This is a genomic window from Alcaligenes sp. CHO6, from assembly GCF_037120595.1.
GTDB classification, from domain to species: domain Bacteria; phylum Pseudomonadota; class Gammaproteobacteria; order Burkholderiales; family Burkholderiaceae_B; genus Alcaligenes; species Alcaligenes ammonioxydans.
Map to the genome: position 1 here is coordinate 872,456 of NZ_JBANCI010000001.1, position 17,128 is coordinate 889,583.

The 17,128-nt window shown below is 57.3% G+C and carries 13 protein-coding genes and 1 tRNA gene; 10 read left to right on the forward strand and 4 right to left on the reverse strand.

Annotated features, from left to right (window positions below):
* Nucleotides 1-74 (reverse strand) — tRNA-Cys (locus V6936_RS04110).
* Nucleotides 75-240: 166 nt separating this feature from the next.
* Between V6936_RS04110 and V6936_RS04115 the strand changes: the two genes are divergently transcribed.
* On the forward strand, nucleotides 241-2,508 hold the full coding sequence (locus V6936_RS04115) for an arginine/lysine/ornithine decarboxylase (RefSeq protein ID WP_219234865.1): 2,268 nt from the start codon (nucleotides 241-243) through the stop codon (nucleotides 2,506-2,508).
* 195 nt (nucleotides 2,509-2,703) lie between these two features.
* Here the strand turns inward: V6936_RS04115 and V6936_RS04120 are convergent, their stop codons facing one another.
* Nucleotides 2,704-3,597: a LysR family transcriptional regulator gene (locus V6936_RS04120; RefSeq protein WP_336579461.1), complete on the reverse strand. Its 894-nt coding sequence runs from the start codon at nucleotides 3,595-3,597 to the stop codon at nucleotides 2,704-2,706.
* 282 nt (nucleotides 3,598-3,879) lie between these two features.
* On the opposite strand from V6936_RS04120, the gene V6936_RS04125 reads away from it, so the two are divergent.
* The gene (locus tag V6936_RS04125; protein WP_336579462.1) at nucleotides 3,880-4,020 is read left to right on the forward strand and encodes a hypothetical protein; all 141 of its coding nucleotides are present in this window, start codon (nucleotides 3,880-3,882) and stop codon (nucleotides 4,018-4,020) included.
* Between the two features lie 76 nt (nucleotides 4,021-4,096).
* Here the strand turns inward: V6936_RS04125 and V6936_RS04130 are convergent, their stop codons facing one another.
* Nucleotides 4,097-4,882 (reverse strand): isocitrate lyase/PEP mutase family protein, encoded by a 786-nt coding sequence (locus V6936_RS04130; RefSeq protein WP_336579463.1) that lies wholly within the window; start codon nucleotides 4,880-4,882, stop codon nucleotides 4,097-4,099.
* A 61-nt stretch (nucleotides 4,883-4,943) separates the two neighbouring features.
* Nucleotides 4,944-5,405: a universal stress protein gene (locus tag V6936_RS04135; protein WP_003799679.1), complete on the reverse strand. Its 462-nt coding sequence runs from the start codon at nucleotides 5,403-5,405 to the stop codon at nucleotides 4,944-4,946.
* Nucleotides 5,406-5,599: 194 nt separating this feature from the next.
* Here V6936_RS04135 and V6936_RS04140 point away from each other — a divergent pair, with 194 nt between their 5' ends.
* From V6936_RS04140 to V6936_RS04175, 8 genes are all read left to right on the forward strand, one after another.
* Entirely contained in the window at nucleotides 5,600-6,781 is a 1,182-nt protein-coding gene (locus tag V6936_RS04140) for an acetyl-CoA C-acyltransferase family protein (protein WP_059317581.1), read from the forward strand.
* A 516-nt stretch (nucleotides 6,782-7,297) separates the two neighbouring features.
* Nucleotides 7,298-8,059, forward strand: coding sequence for a spermidine synthase (locus V6936_RS04145; RefSeq protein ID WP_336579465.1), 762 nt, complete (start codon nucleotides 7,298-7,300; stop codon nucleotides 8,057-8,059).
* Nucleotides 8,060-8,157: 98 nt separating this feature from the next.
* Nucleotides 8,158-9,126: an ABC transporter substrate-binding protein gene (locus V6936_RS04150; RefSeq protein ID WP_003799686.1), complete on the forward strand. Its 969-nt coding sequence runs from the start codon at nucleotides 8,158-8,160 to the stop codon at nucleotides 9,124-9,126.
* A gap of 79 nt (nucleotides 9,127-9,205) precedes the next feature.
* Nucleotides 9,206-10,102 (forward strand): ABC transporter permease, encoded by an 897-nt coding sequence (locus tag V6936_RS04155; RefSeq protein ID WP_059317583.1) that lies wholly within the window; start codon nucleotides 9,206-9,208, stop codon nucleotides 10,100-10,102.
* On the forward strand, nucleotides 10,102-10,896 hold the full coding sequence (locus V6936_RS04160; RefSeq protein ID WP_003799689.1) for an ABC transporter ATP-binding protein: 795 nt from the start codon (nucleotides 10,102-10,104) through the stop codon (nucleotides 10,894-10,896). Before V6936_RS04155 ends, V6936_RS04160 begins: the two co-directional genes overlap by 1 nt.
* A 307-nt stretch (nucleotides 10,897-11,203) precedes the next feature.
* Nucleotides 11,204-12,442, forward strand: a complete 1,239-nt coding sequence (locus V6936_RS04165) for an efflux RND transporter periplasmic adaptor subunit (protein WP_003799691.1) — start codon at nucleotides 11,204-11,206, stop codon at nucleotides 12,440-12,442.
* 5 nt (nucleotides 12,443-12,447) lie between these two features.
* Complete coding sequence (locus V6936_RS04170; RefSeq protein WP_336579467.1) at nucleotides 12,448-15,642, forward strand: efflux RND transporter permease subunit; 3,195 nt, start codon at nucleotides 12,448-12,450, stop codon at nucleotides 15,640-15,642.
* Nucleotides 15,642-17,105: an efflux transporter outer membrane subunit gene (locus V6936_RS04175; protein ID WP_003799695.1), complete on the forward strand. Its 1,464-nt coding sequence runs from the start codon at nucleotides 15,642-15,644 to the stop codon at nucleotides 17,103-17,105. Before V6936_RS04170 ends, V6936_RS04175 begins: the two co-directional genes overlap by 1 nt.
* Nucleotides 17,106-17,128: the final 23 nt, after the last annotated feature.

The window sequence follows — 17,128 nt, forward strand, 5'->3', positions numbered from 1 at the left end:
TGGAGGCGTGTGCTGGAATCGAACCAACCTGAACGGATTTGCAGTCCGTCACATAGCCAATCTGTCACCACGCCTTTTGTTTTGTCCTGGGACATGTAAAATTATGCCCAAGGACGTAGGGAAAAGCAAGTGTCAAATGACGGGACGTGAAAATCGGTACGATCTGCAGCACAAAAGCGACTGGCGTCCCTCCCTTTTTTTGCCGCCCCCTGCGGCACTCCCTTGTATTAAGGACATGGCATGCAATATCAATTCCCCATTGTGATCATCGATGAGGATTTTCGTTCTGAAAATGCGTCTGGTCTGAGCATTCGTGTATTAGCAGATGCGATCGAGGCCGAGGGCTTCGAGGTGTTGGGAACCACCAGTTATGGCGATCTGAGTCAGTTTGCCCAGCAGCAAAGTCGTGCCAGTGCGTTTATTTTGTCCATCGATGATGAGGAGTTCACGCAAGATGGAGACAGTGCGCCTGCGCTGGTCAATCTGCGTGCCTTTATCCGGGCTGTTCGCCGGCGCAATACCGATGTGCCCATTTATGTCTATGGCGAGACCAAAACCGCTCGTCATATGCCAAACGATATTTTGCGCGAGCTGCAAGGCGTCATTCACATGTTCGAGGACACGCCCGAGTTCGTGGCGCGTCACATCGTGCGGGAGGCGCGCAGTTACGTGGAAGGGGTCAAACCCCCCTTTTTGAAAGCCTTGCTCGATTACGCCGAGGACGGCTCCTATTCCTGGCACTGCCCCGGTCACTCCGGTGGCGTGGCCTTTCTGAAAAGCCCGGTGGGGCAGATTTTTCACCAGTTCTTTGGTGAAAACATGCTGCGGGCCGACGTCTGCAATGCCGTCGAGGAACTGGGCCAATTGCTCGATCACAACGGTGCCATTGGTGCCAGCGAACGCAATGCGGCGCGCATCTTCAATGCTGACCATTGCTTTTTCGTGACCAACGGCACGAGCACCAGCAACAAGATTGTCTGGCACCATGCTGTGGCACCGGGTGATGTGGTGGTCGTCGACCGCAACTGCCACAAGTCCATCCTGCACAGCATTGTGATGACCGGTGCCATTCCGGTGTTTTTGCGTCCGACTCGTAATCACTTCGGGATTATCGGCCCCATTGCGCGTAGCGAATTTGATATCGAAACCATTCGCGAGAAGATCCGCAACCATCCGTTGCTGTCTCATCTGGATGCCGATACGGTGAAACCGCGTGTGCTGACGCTGACTCAGTCCACCTACGACGGCATCATCTATGACACTCAGGTCATCAAAAATGCGGTGGATGGTTATGTGGAAGTGCTGCACTTTGACGAAGCCTGGATTCCGCACGCGGCGTTTCATCCTTTCTATGGTCAGTTTCATGCCATGGGCAAGAACCGCCCGCGTCCTCAAGAGACGATGGTGTTCTCCACCCAGTCCACGCACAAATTACTGGCTGGTCTGAGTCAGGCCAGCCATGTGCTGGCTCAGGATTCGGTTACCCGTAGCCTGGACCGGCACTTGTTCAATGAAGCCTATCTGATGCATACCAGCACCAGCCCGCAGTACGCGATCATCGCGTCCTGCGATGTGGCGGCCGCCATGATGGAGCCGCCCGGCGGTCGCGTGCTGGTCGAGGAGAGCATTATCGAGGCACTGGATTTTCGCCGCGCCATGCGCAAGGTGGAATCCCAGTTCGATGAGGACGATTGGTGGTTCAAAGTCTGGGGCCCGCCGACTTTGGCCGAAGATGGGGTGGGCCAGCCCGAGGACTGGATCATCACGGACGATCCCGAGCATAGCGAATGGCACGGTTTTGGTCCCCTGGCAGACGGCTTCAATATGCTGGACCCGATCAAGGCAACGATTGTCACACCCGGCCTGGATCTGAAGGGGGCATTCGGGGAAACCGGCATTCCCGCCTCCATCGTGACCAAGTTCCTGGCGCAGCGGGGCGTGATCGTGGAGAAGATTGGGCTCTACAGCTTTTTCATCATGTTCACGATTGGCATTACCAAAGGCCGCTGGAATTCCCTCGTGACTGCCCTGCAGCAATTCAAGGATGACTATGACCGCAACTTGCCAGTCTGGCGTGTCCTGCCGCAGTTTGCGCGCCAGTACCCGTGCTACGAGGAAATGGGCTTGCGCGACTTGTGTCAGCATGTGCATCAGCTTTACGCCAAGCACGACATTGCCCGCCTGATGACCGATATGTACCTGTCTGATGTGGTGCCGGTCATGCGTCCGGCGGATGCCTTTGCCTGCATTGCGCAGCGCCGCACAGAGCGCGTGGAGATCGATCAATTGGAAGGTCGTGTCACCACGAACCTGATTACACCGTACCCACCGGGTATTCCATTGCTGATCCCCGGTGAAGCGTTCAACAAAACGATTGTGGACTTCCTGAAGTTCTCGCGTGAACTGCATCGTCAGTGCCCGGGTTTTGGGACTGATATTCACGGTTTCGTGGAAGAGGTGGATGCCACTGGTCAGAAACGCTACTACGTGGACTGCGTGGCACAGTAAATAAAGCAGTGTGCAATCCAAGGCCGCAGAGGGAACCCGGCCTTGGGCTAGAGCCGTTAAGTGAGCGGGCCAGGTGATAGGCCTTCAAGATTCTGGGCAATTTCCAGACTTGAAATGTCGGTCGTCAGGCCCGTTTTTTTACGGCTTGGCTATCTGTAACGAGCCCTTGTGACACGCTCTTGTTGCAGTGTCTTGTCACACGCTTTGAGCTATGCGTAAAGCACATTCGAGCAGCCGTGAGGTCAGGGCTTGTGGGTCACGGTCTGCCCGCAAGATCGCCACCACCCGACGTTGTAGGCTGGGGAGCTCGATGGGGTATTTATGCAGTTGATGCTCGTGCAGCAAGGTGTCGGGAATACGGCTGGGCAAAATACAGTCGCCCAGTCCGGACGCCACCAGTCGCAACATGGCGTCTATAGTCTCGACCTCAGCCACAAACCCGGATTGCAGCCCGCTGCTGTGAATCATGCGGCGCAGGGCATAGTGGGGCGGAAAACCAATCAGGCGCAAGTCCTGATGACGGAGGTCCGTGCTGGGCACGGCCTCGTGTCTGGCAGAGATGCGGCACATATGATCGTCAAACAAAGAATGGGAAATCAGCCCTCCGCAGTCTACGGCCGAATCGTAGACAAATCCTACGTCGGCTTTGCCGCTTTCGACCAAGGCCACCACTTCTGGTGAGCTGCGCCCCAACAGAGACAAGTTCACGCCAGGGTGGGTGCTCATGAAAGCGGCTGCAACATCCGACATGAAGTAGTAGCTTAGGGTATGCACCGTCGCCAGCCGTACCGTGCCCGAATGGATGCCATGTTCCTGGCGCACGGCGTGGATAGCGCTGTCAATGCGGCTGTATGCCGGTTCAATTGCCTGGCGCAGTAGCTCGCCGGCATCGTTCAGGCTGACGCCGCGTCCGGTGCGGATAAATAGCGTCTGGCCCAGGCTTTGCTCCAGTGCGCTCAGTTGTTTGCTCAGACTCGATTGGCTCAGTCCTAAATCTTCAGCCGCTTTGCTGACGGAGCCTAATTGTGCAATACGCAGAAAACTGCGCAAGGATCGATCCAGGTGGTCGGTGGGGTGTGAATCGCGCATGTCGTGGTCTCTTTATTGTTGTAATCCAACTTGTGAAGCGAGAGGGGAGGGCCGGGCCTTGTTCGGTTCCTGCCAGCAAGGCAGGGCGAAGAAGTCGATGTCCTTTTTGTCTATGAAAAGCTCGGTTTTAATTTCTTTTATTTTTGCTCAACGTCGTCTAATTTGATCTGATAATGCGTTTATAACGCGTGTTGAATTGATTTGTGGTCTAATCATTGATATAATAAAGAAATCGGGGTGCTAAGGGCAGCGCCCCCTGTCGATATTGAGCAGGAGTTATTCGTGAGCAAATCGAAACCAGTACGTCGTAAGCAAGCCTTTGAGGTCGAGCCCTTGAATTGGGTGGCTCCCAAGAAAGCTGTCGTGGAAGCCGATCAGAAGTCCAAGGCGGACACTTCCAGTGAGCAGAATCAGGACAGATGAGTTCTGACTGAGAGCTTAAAAAGCGCAAGCCCGGTTGCTTGCGCTTTTTTATGCCTGCCCGGTCTGTCCCGGCACGCTAAGGCCAAGGGCGATGCGCTGCAGTGGGGGGCAGGTGGCCTTGCTCCAGCAGTTGCAGGCTCACTTGTTCGAAATGATTCCAACTTGCCAAGGCCAGTTGGGAACCGGTGCTGACTCGTCGCACACCTATGGCGGCCAGATCGGGCACGGTCAGGCCGGGGTGGATCAGCAGAACATTGACCGGGGTAGGGGCCAGTGCCCGAACAAGACGGGCGATGTCGTCCAGCACTCGCAAACCGGGGGCGTAAACCACGTCAGCCCCGGCCGCCGCAAAGGCCTGTAGTCTTGCTATGGTCTCCTCCAGGCTGAGCGCACCGATCAATAGGCCTTCACAGCGGCCCACCAGCATGACATCCTCACCACTCTCGCGAATCGCTTGTTTGGCGGCTCGCATCCGGGCAACGGCCAGATCCAGGTCATACAGGCCCTGCGTCTGCCGATTTTCAATGGACAAACCGGCGATGCCGGTTTCAATGGCCAGACTGACGTTAGTGGCCACGTGTTCGGGCTCATCGGCAAAGCCATTTTCAAAGTCGGCGTTGATGGGCAGGCTGGTACAGGCGCTCAGCTCGCGCAAGTGGCCGAGCAGGGCGTCGCGCCCCACTTCAAAGTCTTCCAATCCTCTGGACCAGGCAAACGCGGCGCTACTGCTTGCAAGGGCTTGAGCGCCCATGCGCTCGAGCCGGCGGGCACTGCCTATGTCCCAGGGATTGGGCAGAATCAGTAGGCCATTTTCATGCAAGGCCCGAAAACGGCGACGTTTTTCCTGTGTGCTGACGCTCATGCAAGCCTCCTGAGAATCAAAAACGCAAACCGGAGTTTGCGTTTAGATGCTTGGTCGCGTGTTATTTTTTCTTGGCTTTTTTGCGGATGACCAACACGGGAATTTCCGAATACGTCAATACGTGCTGGGTTTCGCTGCCCAGCAACAGACGTTTATAGCCTTTGCGTCCGTGCGAGGACATGACGATCAAGTCGGCCTTTTGTTTTTCGGCAGTGGCGATGATTGCATCGGCTACCAGTTCTGATTTCACCACCAGGCCTTTGACAGACACGCCAATATCTTTACCGGCCTGCTTGACTGCGGCCAGTTCGGATTGTGCGTGTTCCACCCAGGATGCTTCGATGCGGCTATCGAGTTTTTGATCCAGAATCGGGCCTCCTTCCAGGTAACTTTGGCGGTACCGGGGAATGACGCGCAAAGCCAGCAGTTTGGCGCCGGTGGCTTTAGCCAGGTTCAATGCATGGGTGACAGCATGGGCGGACAGTTCTGAGCCGTCGGTGCAGACCAGGATACGCTCGTACATGAGGGGCAATCCTTTAAAAAGAGTTATCAAGAACGTGTCTTGTGGGTAAGGTATAAAACCATACTGCGAATTAAGGTCTTTGTGTCTGCTTTATAGTTTTCCATGGCAGCCGTGTATATTCGAGTGAACGTTTTTGTCAGCTTGGCTTTTTTTATGCAGGTCATCTTATCCCAATGGGATGGAGGGAGATTCATATGAAAGAAGTGGTGGTGGTCCAGGCATGTCGTACTGCGATTGGGGATTTTGGGGGGGGCTTGAAAAATGTGTCCCCCATTGAAATGGGGGCCACCGTATTGCGGGCGGTGCTGGACAGAAGCGGTGTATCAGCGGCAGACGTTCAGCATGTGGTGATGGGGCAAGTCATTCAGACCGAGCCGCGTGACATGTATTTGTCGCGTGTGGCCTCCGTGCAAGCCGGCGTGGGACATGGAACGCCGGCCATGAATGTAAATCGGCTGTGTGGCTCCGGTCTGCAGGCGATTGTCTCGGCCGCACAAGGCATTCTGGTGGGTGATGCCAAGGTTGCTTTGGCAGGCGGAGCAGAAAGTATGAGCCGAGCCCCGTACATGGCCAGCGCTCATCGCTGGGGCGCGCGCATGGGTGATTCGGTCATGATGGACATGATGACGGGGGCGTTAACCGATCCTTTTGATCGCGTTCACATGGGGATCACGGCCGAGAACGTCGCCCGTCAATATGGCGTCACCCGTGCCGAGCAGGATGAGCTCGCCCTGGAGTCGCACCAGCGTGCGCGGCGGGCGATTGAACAGGGCTACTTCAAAGAGCAGATCGTGCCGATCATCCAGAAAAGCCGCAAAGGCGAGATTGTGTTTGATCAGGATGAGCACGTGCGTCTGGATGCCACCATGGACAATTTCACGGGTTTGAAGCCAGTGTTCCTGCCCGAGGGAGGCAGTGTGACGGCCGGCAACGCTTCGGGCCTGAATGACGGAGCGGCCGCCGTTTTGCTGATGTGCGCCGATGAAGCTCGCCAACGCGGCCTCAAACCCTTGGCCCGGCTGGTGTCATGGGGACACGCCGGTGTGGACCCGAGCATTATGGGCATTGGACCTGTGCCAGCCAGCCGTTTGGCGCTGGAACGTGCGGGCTTGAGCGTGTCTGATCTGGATGTGGTTGAGTCCAATGAAGCCTTTGCCGCCCAGGCATGCGCGGTATTGCGCGAGTTGGGGCTGGACCCGGCGCGAGTCAATCCCAACGGCAGTGGTATCAGCCTGGGTCACCCGATTGGGGCGACAGGTGCCGCCATTACGGTCAAGGCCTTGCATGAGCTGCAGCGTGTGCAGGGCCGCTATGCCCTGGTCACCATGTGCATTGGGGGCGGGCAGGGGATTGCCGCTATTTTTGAGCGTCCCTGAGCTTGCGCAGGTCGGTTGTCCCGGCCTTGATGAGAGGATGGAAAACCCGGGGAGCGGATCAAACCGCTCTCCGGTTTTTTTTGGTTCAGGCGTATACATCCTGACAAAACCGGTCTAGCCACGTCCCCTCTTGTGGGCCCCTAAGCACCCAGTCAATAACACGGAATTGTGTTGAAACCACGTCTAGGACTGGCTGGTCGAGCAGCGAGTCTTTGCGGCTTCTGATCGGGATAATGGCAGATTCGCATTCAAGGCGGTCGAGCCCGCTACGCCTTGACCACCCTGGGTCTGGAATGGCGGTCAGGATACGGTCGTCATGGTGGGGCGCGTCTGAATCTGCTCTTTGCTCTGCGGTGATCGCTGTTATGATGGCGCCTTGCTAAAAAACGCCGGAAGTGGCGCAATGCCGCCTTCCGGCGATGTTTTCTGTGTCTGCAGGTTCGGACCAGGGCGTGGCCCCGCGCTGAGCACTCGGTCTGAGCGGGCGGGCCTGACTGATTTGCAAGGAAGAGTTTCATGGCAGGTGAGCAGGGGGATGACAGCCCCACATTGTCGGAAAGCGAAGGGATTCGTTATCTGCACTTTGGCACGGAGTGGATTCAAGGCGCGATGCGCATTCGCAAGCCCGCCGAGCTGGTCTTGGCTTATACGCAGCAAATGATGGCCTGGTTGCTGTTCATGGAAGACCCCAAACCTGAGCACAAGCTGGCCATTCTGGGTCTGGGAGCCGGGTCCTTGCTGCGTTTCTGTTTGAAGCAGACGGCGTGCCAGGTTCAGACCGTCGAGTGGAATCCCTCGGTCATTGGCATGTGTCATGCTTTCTTTCGCTTGCCTCGCAGCGCGCGCTCGCTGATCGATCAGGCCGATGCCGGCGTATGGGTACAAGACAGCGGGCAACATGGTCAATATCGGGCCTTGATGGTGGATTTGTATGATGCCGATGCGCAAGGTCCTGTGCGAGACAGTCTGGAGTTTTATCAGGACTGCCGTGCCGTTCTGGAAGACGAGGGCATCATGACCGTCAATCTTTTTGGCGCGCATCCCAGCTTCAAACATAATATTGACAACATTCGCGCCGCTTTTAATGGCAAAGTACTGCTCTTGCCCGAAATGGATGAGGGCAATCAGGTCGTTCTGGCCTTTAAAGGCAGCACCCTGGAGATGACCGCGGGCGAACTGCTCAGTCGTGCCGGGCAGGTGCAGGCTGATTATGGTTTGCGGGCTACGCGCTGGGCGCGCGAGCTGCTCTCGTTTCGACGCCAGATGCAGGGCCAATAAGGCCTTGGGGCAGGGATTACCTCAGGGGGAAAATTCCGGCTGTTCGCGTTAGACTTAAAACCTAAAATTTTCGTTTTTTTGCATCTAAGGAGTATTGGATGAAACTGATCAGATCGGTGCATCAGGTGGCGGCCGCTTTGGCTTGTGTTGGATTGATGTCGGGCGCTGCCGTTCAAGCGCAATCTGTATCGGTGTCGTCAATTGTGGAACATCCGGCCTTGGACGCCATTAAGGATGGGGTACACAAAGCGCTGACCGATGCCGGGTACACCGAAGCCTCCGGCTTCAAATGGCAGTTTCAGACCGCGCAGGGCAACCCTGCGATTGCCGCCCAGATCGCCCGCAAGTTTGTCGGCGACAAGGCAGATGTGATCGTGGCCATTTCGACGCCGTCCGCGCAGGCGGTGGTGTCGGCAACCAAAACCATTCCTGTGGTGTATTCCGCGGTGACCGATCCCGTGGTCGCGCATCTGGTGCCCAGCATGGCGCCCTCGGGCACCAACGTGACGGGTGTGTCCGATGCCCTGGCCCTGGAAGCCCAGGTTGATCTGATCAAGAAAGTTGTGCCCGATGCCAAGCGCGTGGGCATGGTCTACAACCCTGGCGAAGCCAACTCCGCCGTGGTTGTTAAAGAAATGAAAGAGCTGTTGCCCAAACACGGCATGACGCTGGTTGAAGCCACTGCTCCTCGTACCGTGGACGTGGGTGCAGCGGCGCGCAGTCTGGTGGGCAAGGTCGATGTGATCTACACCAATACTGACAATAACGTCGTGTCGGCTTACGAGTCCTTGGTCAAAGTGGGCGTTGATGCCAAGGTGCCTCTGATTGCATCGGACACCGACAGCGTGGCCCGCGGTGCCATTGCGGCCCTGGGTGTGAATTATTACGATCTGGGTCTGCAAACCGGTCAGCAGGTCATTCGTATTCTTAAAGGCGAAAAACCGGGCGACATGGCTTCCGAGACCAGCACCAAACTGGAGCTCTACGTCAATCCGGGCGCGGCCAAGCGTCAAGGTGTTTCGCTCAACGAGGACTTCGTGAAGTCCGCCACAAAAATCGTCGAATAAACCTGAGCTGACTGCTTCTTGCAGGTGGGTTGCCACAAGCTGCCCGCCTGTTTCTTTTGTATCCTAGACGTCCAACAATATGTCTATCTATTCAATGTGGGGGGCCCTGGAAATTGGTCTGATTTTCGGACTGGTTGCTCTGGGGGTTCTGATCTCTTTTCGCATCCTGCGATTTCCTGACCTGACGGTCGATGGCAGTTTTCCTTTGGGTGGGGCAGTAGCCGCCATCCTTATCAGCCAGGGCAATGACCCGTTTATAGCCACCGTGGTCGCAACCTTTGCCGGTGCCATCGCGGGCACCATCACTGGCTGGTTGAACGTGCGTCTGAAAATCATGGATCTGCTGGCCAGTATCCTGATGATGATTGCCTTGTACTCCATCAATCTGCGTATCATGGGACGCCCCAATGTGCCCTTGATCATGGAGCCAACGGTCTTTACGATTCTGCAGCCCGACGCCATCGCCGACTATATTGCGCGTCCGTTGTTGTTGATTGGCCTGGTTCTGGTGGCCAAGCTGGCACTGGACTGGTTTTTCGGCACGCAAACGGGTCTGGCGATGCGGGCTACCGGAGCCAACGCCCGCATGGCGCGTGCGCAGGGTGTGGCAACCGGCAATATGCTTTTGCTGGGCATGGCCATCTCCAACGCTCTGGTGGCCTTGGCGGGAGCCCTGTTTGCTCAGTCGCAGGGCGGGGCCGATATTTCCATGGGGATCGGGACCATCGTCATTGGTTTGGCTGCCGTGATTGTGGGCGAAAGCATCCTGCCTGCCCGCAAGCTGTTTTATGCGACGCTGGCCGTGGTGCTCGGTGCGATTCTGTACCGCTTCTTCATTGCCTTGGCGCTGAACGCGGATGTGATCGGTCTGAAAGCGCAGGATCTGAACCTGGTGACTGCCTTGTTGGTGACGGTGGCGCTGGTGATTCCGTTGCTCAAGAAAAAGCGTGCTCGTAAACAGAAGGGGGCCCAGTAATGTTGGAAGCAAAAAACCTGTGCCTGACCTTTAATCCAGGCACGCCTATTGAAACCCGTGCCTTGCGCGGTCTGTCTCTGACGATTCCTGAAGGCCAGTTTGTAACCGTGATCGGTTCCAACGGCGCGGGCAAGTCCACCTTCTTGAATGCCATATCGGGCGATCAGTCCGTGGATGAAGGCCACATCCTGATCGATAATGTGGATGTCACACGCCGTCCCGTCTGGGAGCGCGCCAACTGGGTGGCCCGGGTGTTTCAGGACCCCATGGCGGGCACCTGTGAAGACTTGACGATCGAAGAGAATATGGCGCTGGCCACCTGTCGGGGCAGTCGTCGCGGTTTAAGCCGTGCAGTGCGGCACTCCATGCGCGCCGAGTTTGCAGCGCGTCTGGAAACCTTGGGCCTGGGGTTGGAAAACCGTCTGACGGATCGTATCGGTCTGTTGTCGGGCGGTCAGCGCCAGGCGGTCAGCTTGCTGATGGCCGCCTTGCGCCCCTCCAAAATTTTGCTGCTCGATGAACATACCGCCGCTCTGGACCCGCGTACAGCCGACTTTGTTTTGCAGCTGACCAACCGCATTGTGCGTGAGGGCGGGCTGACCACCATGATGGTCACGCACAGTATGCGTCAGGCGCTGGATGTCGGCGATCGGACGGTAATGCTGCATCAGGGCAAGGTGGTGCTGGATGTCAGCGGTGAACAGCGCAAGGGTCTGGATGTGCGTGATTTGCTGGAGATGTTCGAGAAGGTGCGGGGTGAAACTCTGGCCGACGATAGTTTGTTGCTCGGTTAGAAAGCACTATTCCGGATCTGGAAAACCGCGTCAACTCTAGGGGGTTAAACGCGGTTTTTTATATTCATCAAACCCTAGGTATATGATAATACGTGTTCTTTTGAGGTGGGCCGACGACGGGACGGGGTTCAGGTGGGAGCGGGCTACTCGTAGGCGCCAAATGATTGCATGATCGGAATGAGTCTCATCGCAAATTTTGCTGTTTGATTTAGGCTTTTTCGACATATACTTGCTGCTTGTCCAAACCATACAATCCAGTCAGTTTAAGCGTTAAACTCCCATGCAACGCTTAGCTCAGGAGTTCTTCATGTCATTTAAAAGCTTGCTGGGTCGACAGCCATTTCGCATTGCTGTCTTCTCTTCCCTGGTTCTTCTGGCCGCCTGCGGCAACAAAGAGCCTCAAGCTCCGGCCGGCGGGATGAAGGTCCCGGTCAGCGTGATTACCGTCCAACCGACCTCTACCGAGTTGTTCTCCGAGCTGCCTGGACGAGTCGAAGCGATCAAAGATGCACAAATCCGTGCCCGTGTGTCCGGCATTGTTGAAGAGATCAACTTTGAGCAAGGCGCTGAGGTCAAGCAGGACCAGCTTTTGTTTACCATTGATCCCGCCCCTTACCGTGCGGTGCGCAATCAGGCGGCGGCCCAGTTGAAAAATGCTCAGGCTGATGCGCAAAGCGCCCGTCAACTGGCACAGCGGTATGAGCGCCTGATCAAGGAAAACGCGGTTTCGCGTCAGGATTACGATAACGCCAAGGCACGGGCCATGCAGGCTGAGGCCTCCATTGCCGCCGCCCAGGCGGCCCTGGAAAGCGCCACTATCGATTTGGGATATACCAAGGTTGTCTCTCCTGTTGCCGGACGCATTGGCAGAGCGCTGATTACCGAAGGCGCTTTGGTGTCAGCGACCAATGCCACGCACATGGCAACGGTACAGCAACTGGATCGTGTGTATATAGACGTGACCCGTTCGACCGCCGAACTTAGCCAGCTGCGTCGTGCCATGGCCGATGGGAGCCTGAAGTCGGCCGGCGAGGGCCAGGCCAAAGCCAAGGCGGTGCTGGAAGATGGCTCGCTGTACGACCAGGACGGCGTGCTGCTGTTTAGTGGTGTCAGTGTGGACCCGTCCACCTCCCAGGTTACGCTGCGGGCCGTGTTCCCCAACCCCGATGAAATTCTCCTGCCAGGTATGTATGTTCGCCTGCGTCTGGAGCAAGGGGTTATTCCCGATGCCTTGCTGGTGCCTGCCCAGGCAGTGCAGTACACCTCGGATGGCTCATCCAATCTTTACGTGGTTCGTGACGGAAAAGCTCAGTCCGTACCCGTGGTGCTCGGACCTGAGCACGATGGCCAGTATGTCGTGAACAAAGGCCTGCAGGCCGGTGACCAGATCATTGTTGAGGGTTTCCAGAAGATTCGCCCCGGTGCCCCGGTCCAGACCATTCCCTGGAAGGGGGATAAGCCCGCCGCGGCGCCAGCCTCTGATGCGACTCCCGCACAGCAGCCGGCCGCAGCGGCTGAGCCAAACGAAGCCAAGTCTAGCGAGTAAGCGACATGCCTCAGTTTTTTATTGAAAGGCCCATTTTTGCATGGGTCGTTGCCTTGGCGATCACGCTATTTGGCTTATTGGCATTGCCCAATATGCCCGTGGCGCAGTATCCCGATGTGGCACCGCCTTCGGTCACGATCCGGGCGACCTACCCGGGGGCGACTGCCGAGGATGTGGCCAGCACAGTAGCCAGTGTGATTGAAGACCAGTTGAACGGCGCCAAGGGGCTGCTGTACTACGAGTCTGTCAGTGACTCCTATGGCTCCACTGAGATTACCGCCACCTTCCGTCCCGGCACCAATCCTGATCTGGCGCAGGTGGACGTGCAGAACCGGGTCAGCAACATTACCGCGTCCTTGCCGACGGCAGTGATGGAGCAGGGCCTGCACGTCGAGCAGTCCAGTACCGGCTTTTTGCTGGTGGCGACCTTGTCCTCGACAGACGGCAGCCTGGATCAGACCGCGCTGGCCGACTACATCGAGCGCAACATCAAAAACACGATTTCCCGTGTGCCTGGTGTGGCCCGATTCCAGTTGTTTGCCTCTGGTCGAGCCATGCGGGTCTGGCTTGATCCGGCCAAGCTGGTCGGCTATCAGATGACCCCTTCGGACGTCACCACGGCCATCCGCCAGCAGAATATGCTGGTGTCTGCCGGTATCTTGGGCGGGCCTCCTAATCTGGAAAGTCAGCGTGTGGCAGCGCCCATCACGGTCAATGGCCAGCTCCAGACCGTGGAAGAGTTTGAGAACATCATCTTGCGCTCCCAGCCGGATGGTTCGACGGTGCGTATCAAAGATGTGGCGCGGGTCGAAGTGGGGGCGGACAACTACCAGTTTGGGGCGCGCCTGAACAGCAAACCTACAGCGGCCTTTGCGATTTCCCTGCTGCCCGAGGCCAACGCCCTGGATACCGCGGCGGCCATCAAGGCCGAGATGGAAAAGCTCTCCGAGTTTTTCCCGGATAATATTCGCTACGATATTCCTTACGACACCTCGCCTTACGTGGACAAGTCCATCACGCAAGTGGTCTACACCCTGCTGGAAGCCATGGTGCTGGTGTTTATCGTGATGTACGTGTTTTTGCAGAACGTACGTTACACCGTCATCCCGGCCTTGGTGGTGCCCGTGGCCATTCTGGGTGCCTTTGCGGTGATGCAGGTGCTGGGCATGTCGGTAAACGTGCTGACCATGTTCGCGATGGTGCTGGCCATTGGTATTTTGGTCGACGATGCCATCGTGGTGGTGGAGAACGTCGAACGTATCATGGTCGAGGACGGGCTCTCGCCTAAAGAAGCGACCAAGAAAGCCATGCCGCAAATCAGTGGCGCCATTGTAGGTATTACGCTGGTCTTGTCGGCGGTGTTCCTGCCCCTGGCTTTCATGGCCGGTTCGGTCGGCGTCATTTACCGTCAGTTCTCGGTAGCCATGGCCGTGTCCATCGCGTTTTCCGGTTTCCTGGCCTTGACCTTCACGCCTGCGCTGTGCGCGACCTTGCTGAAACCGATTCCGAAAGGTCATCACGAAACCAAGCGTGGCTTTTTTGGCTGGTTCAACCGTGTCTTCATGCGTACGACCAACGGCTATGAAAGCTTTGTAGGCAAGACCTTGCGCCGTGGCGGCCGGATGATGTTTATCTATCTGCTTATGGTGTTGGTGCTCGGCTTCCTGTATGTGCGCATGCCCACTGCATTCCTGCCCGAAGAAGACCAGGGCTACGTGATTGCTAATATTGAGCTGCCCGCCGGCTCGACCGCCAACCGCACCATTGAAACCATCGCCAAGGTCGAGGACTACTTCAAAGAGCAGCCTCAGGTCGAGAACATCATTGCCGTGCAGGGTTTCAGTTTTAACGGTAGCGGCTTGAACTCGGCCATTGCCTTTGTGCCCTTGAAGGACTTTAACGAGCGCAAGGGAGAGGAAAACTCGGCACAGGCCATTTCCGGCCGGGCCATGGGTCAACTGCTGTTCGGTTTGCCTGACTCCATGGTGATCGCCATTGTGCCGCCGGCCATTTCTGCCCTGGGTAATTCCTCGGGTATCGATATGCGGCTGGAAGATCGGGCAGGCATGGGCCACGACGCACTGATGGCGGCAGCCGATCAGTTGTTAAGCCTGGCCAAGCAAAGCCCTGTTTTTGATCCACAAAGTGTGCGTATCACCGGCCTGAGTCCGGGCAAGCAAATTCGTCTGGAGATTGACCGGGACAAGGCCGCGGCCTTGGGGGTGAGCTTTAGCGAAGTCTCGTCCCTGATCAGCGGTGCGCTGGGTTCGTCCTTTGTGGGTAAATTCACGAACCAGGGTCGGGTGCAAAACGTCTGGCTGCAGGCTGATGCTCCCTACCGCATGACCATCGATGATGTGCTCAAACTCAACGCGCGCAATAGCGAAGGCAAGATGGTTCCGCTGTCCGCTTTTGTCAGCCAGACAACTGAGCAGGGTCCTGTGCAGATCGTACGCTACAACAGTTACGAGTCGGTGCGTATTGGTGGCGGTCCTGCACCCGGCTACACCTCCGGCGAAGCCATGATCGAGATGGAAAACCTGATGAAGCAGCTGCCTAGCGGCTTTGGGGTGGACTGGACCGGTCTGTCATACCAGGAGCGTCAGGCAGCGGGTCAGTCGACAATTTTGATGGGGCTGGCTGTGTTGGTGGTGTTCATGCTGCTGGCGGCCTTGTATGAAAGCTGGGCCATTCCACTGTCGGTGATGCTGGCGGTGCCGTTGGGCATGCTGGGGTCGGTGTTGCTGGTCTCTGGTCTGGGCATGCCGAATGATGTGTACTTCCAGGTAGGTATCGTGACGGTGATCGGGCTATCAGCCAAGAACGCGATTCTGATTGTGGAGTTTGCCAAGGATGCGTATGCCCGGGGCGCGACACTGATCGACGCCACCCTGGAAGCAGCCCGTCTGCGTTTTCGTCCTATTTTGATGACCTCCTTTGCCTTTGTGCTGGGGGTGGTGCCACTGGCGACTTCCAGCGGTGCGGGCGCAGCTAGCCAGAACGCCGTGGGTCTGGGTGTGCTCGGTGGCATGTTGGCCGCCACGCCTTTGGCTGTCTTGATGGTGCCGACCTTCTTCGTCGTTATCCTCAAGCTCTTTAAAACCAAGCCTCGCTTGTTTGGCGAAGCCGCCAAACTGCACGAGGAAGAACTGGCCAAGCAAGCTGCGCAGCAGCCCGGTTCGCAAGGAGGACAGCACTGATGTCTAGCATGTTTTTACGTAGTCCCCTGGTGCTGGCTGTAGCCTTTGCCTTGTCGGCATGCTCCTTGGCGCCAAAGTATGAGCGTCCGGCGGCGCCGGTGCCCGCTCAGTTTCCCCTGGCCCAGCAGGGCCAGACGGAGGCGGTGCAGGCCGCCGATCTGGGCTGGCGTGAGTTCTTCACCGATCCACGCTTGCATGTCCTGATTGAGCGCGCTCTGGAGAACAACCGCGACTTGCGCATTGCGACTCAACGTATCGAAGAGGCGCGCGCCCAATATGGCGTGGCGCGCAGCGATCAACTGCCCAGCATTGGCGTTCAGGCAGCTCAGCAGGCCACTCACACGCCCGCAGAGCTGCGTCCTGCTGGCCCGACCTCGGCTCCGGTGACCCGCACGTTCCAGGCTGGAGTGGGCATCACTGCGTTTGAGCTGGACTTTTTCGGTCGTGTGCGTGATCTGGCCCGTGCCGCTCGCGAACAGTATTTTGCGACTGAGCAGGCCCAACGCACGGCCCATATCGCGCTGGTGGCGGGAACGGCGGAGGCCTACTTCAAGGTACGCACGGCTGAAGAGCTGCATGCCTTGATGAGCAACACCTTGCGCAGTCGTCAAGAGACTTTGCGTTTGGTGCAGTCCTCCTACGATGCCGGCACGGTGTCTGCTTTGGACCTGAATCAGGCCAAGGTGCAATACAACACTGTGCGGTCCGATATGCAGGCGGTCGAACGCGATCGTCAACGTGCTTTGAATGCCTTGCAAGTCCTGCTGGGTGGTGAGATCCCGGATGATCTGCCCGCTGGCTTGCCCTTCACCCGTGCGCAGTTGATGCCCCGTTTGCCGGTGGGCTTGCCGGCGCAGTTGCTGGAGCGTCGTCCTGACATTCTGGCCGCCGAGCACGTGCTGCGCGGTTCGAACTACAGCATTGGTGCGGCGCGCGCGGCTTTTTTCCCGCGTTTGAGTCTGACCGGTTTGTTAGGCTTCATGAGCCCGGAGCTGGGTGGTTTGTTCAGCTCAGACAACCGGTACTGGCAGTTCCAGCCGCAAATTACCATGCCCTTGCTCTCGGGCAGCACCTGGGCCAATCTGGATCTGGCCCAGGCGCGTCGTGATATTGCGATCAGCCAGTACGAGAAAACCATTCAGGATGCGTTCCGTGAGGTGGCCGATGCACTGGCGGGCGAGGCGACCTATGGGCAGCAGATTGATGCCTTGCAGGAAGTCGATCAGGCTGCCAGCGAGACCTTGCGTCTGGCCAAATTGCGCTACGAGGTGGGGATAGACAGCTTTTTGCAGGTGCAAACGGCCGAAGTCAGCCTGTATGGAACCCGTCAGGCTTATATCCAGACGGGTCTGGCCTCGCTGATGAACCGGGTGGAGTTGTATAAGGCCTTGGGCGGTGGATGGTCTGCCGAAACCGTCCAGCCTGACACAAAGATCCAGGCAGCCGGGACAGCACCGGAGTAAACAGGCGATAATGTGTCTGGTCA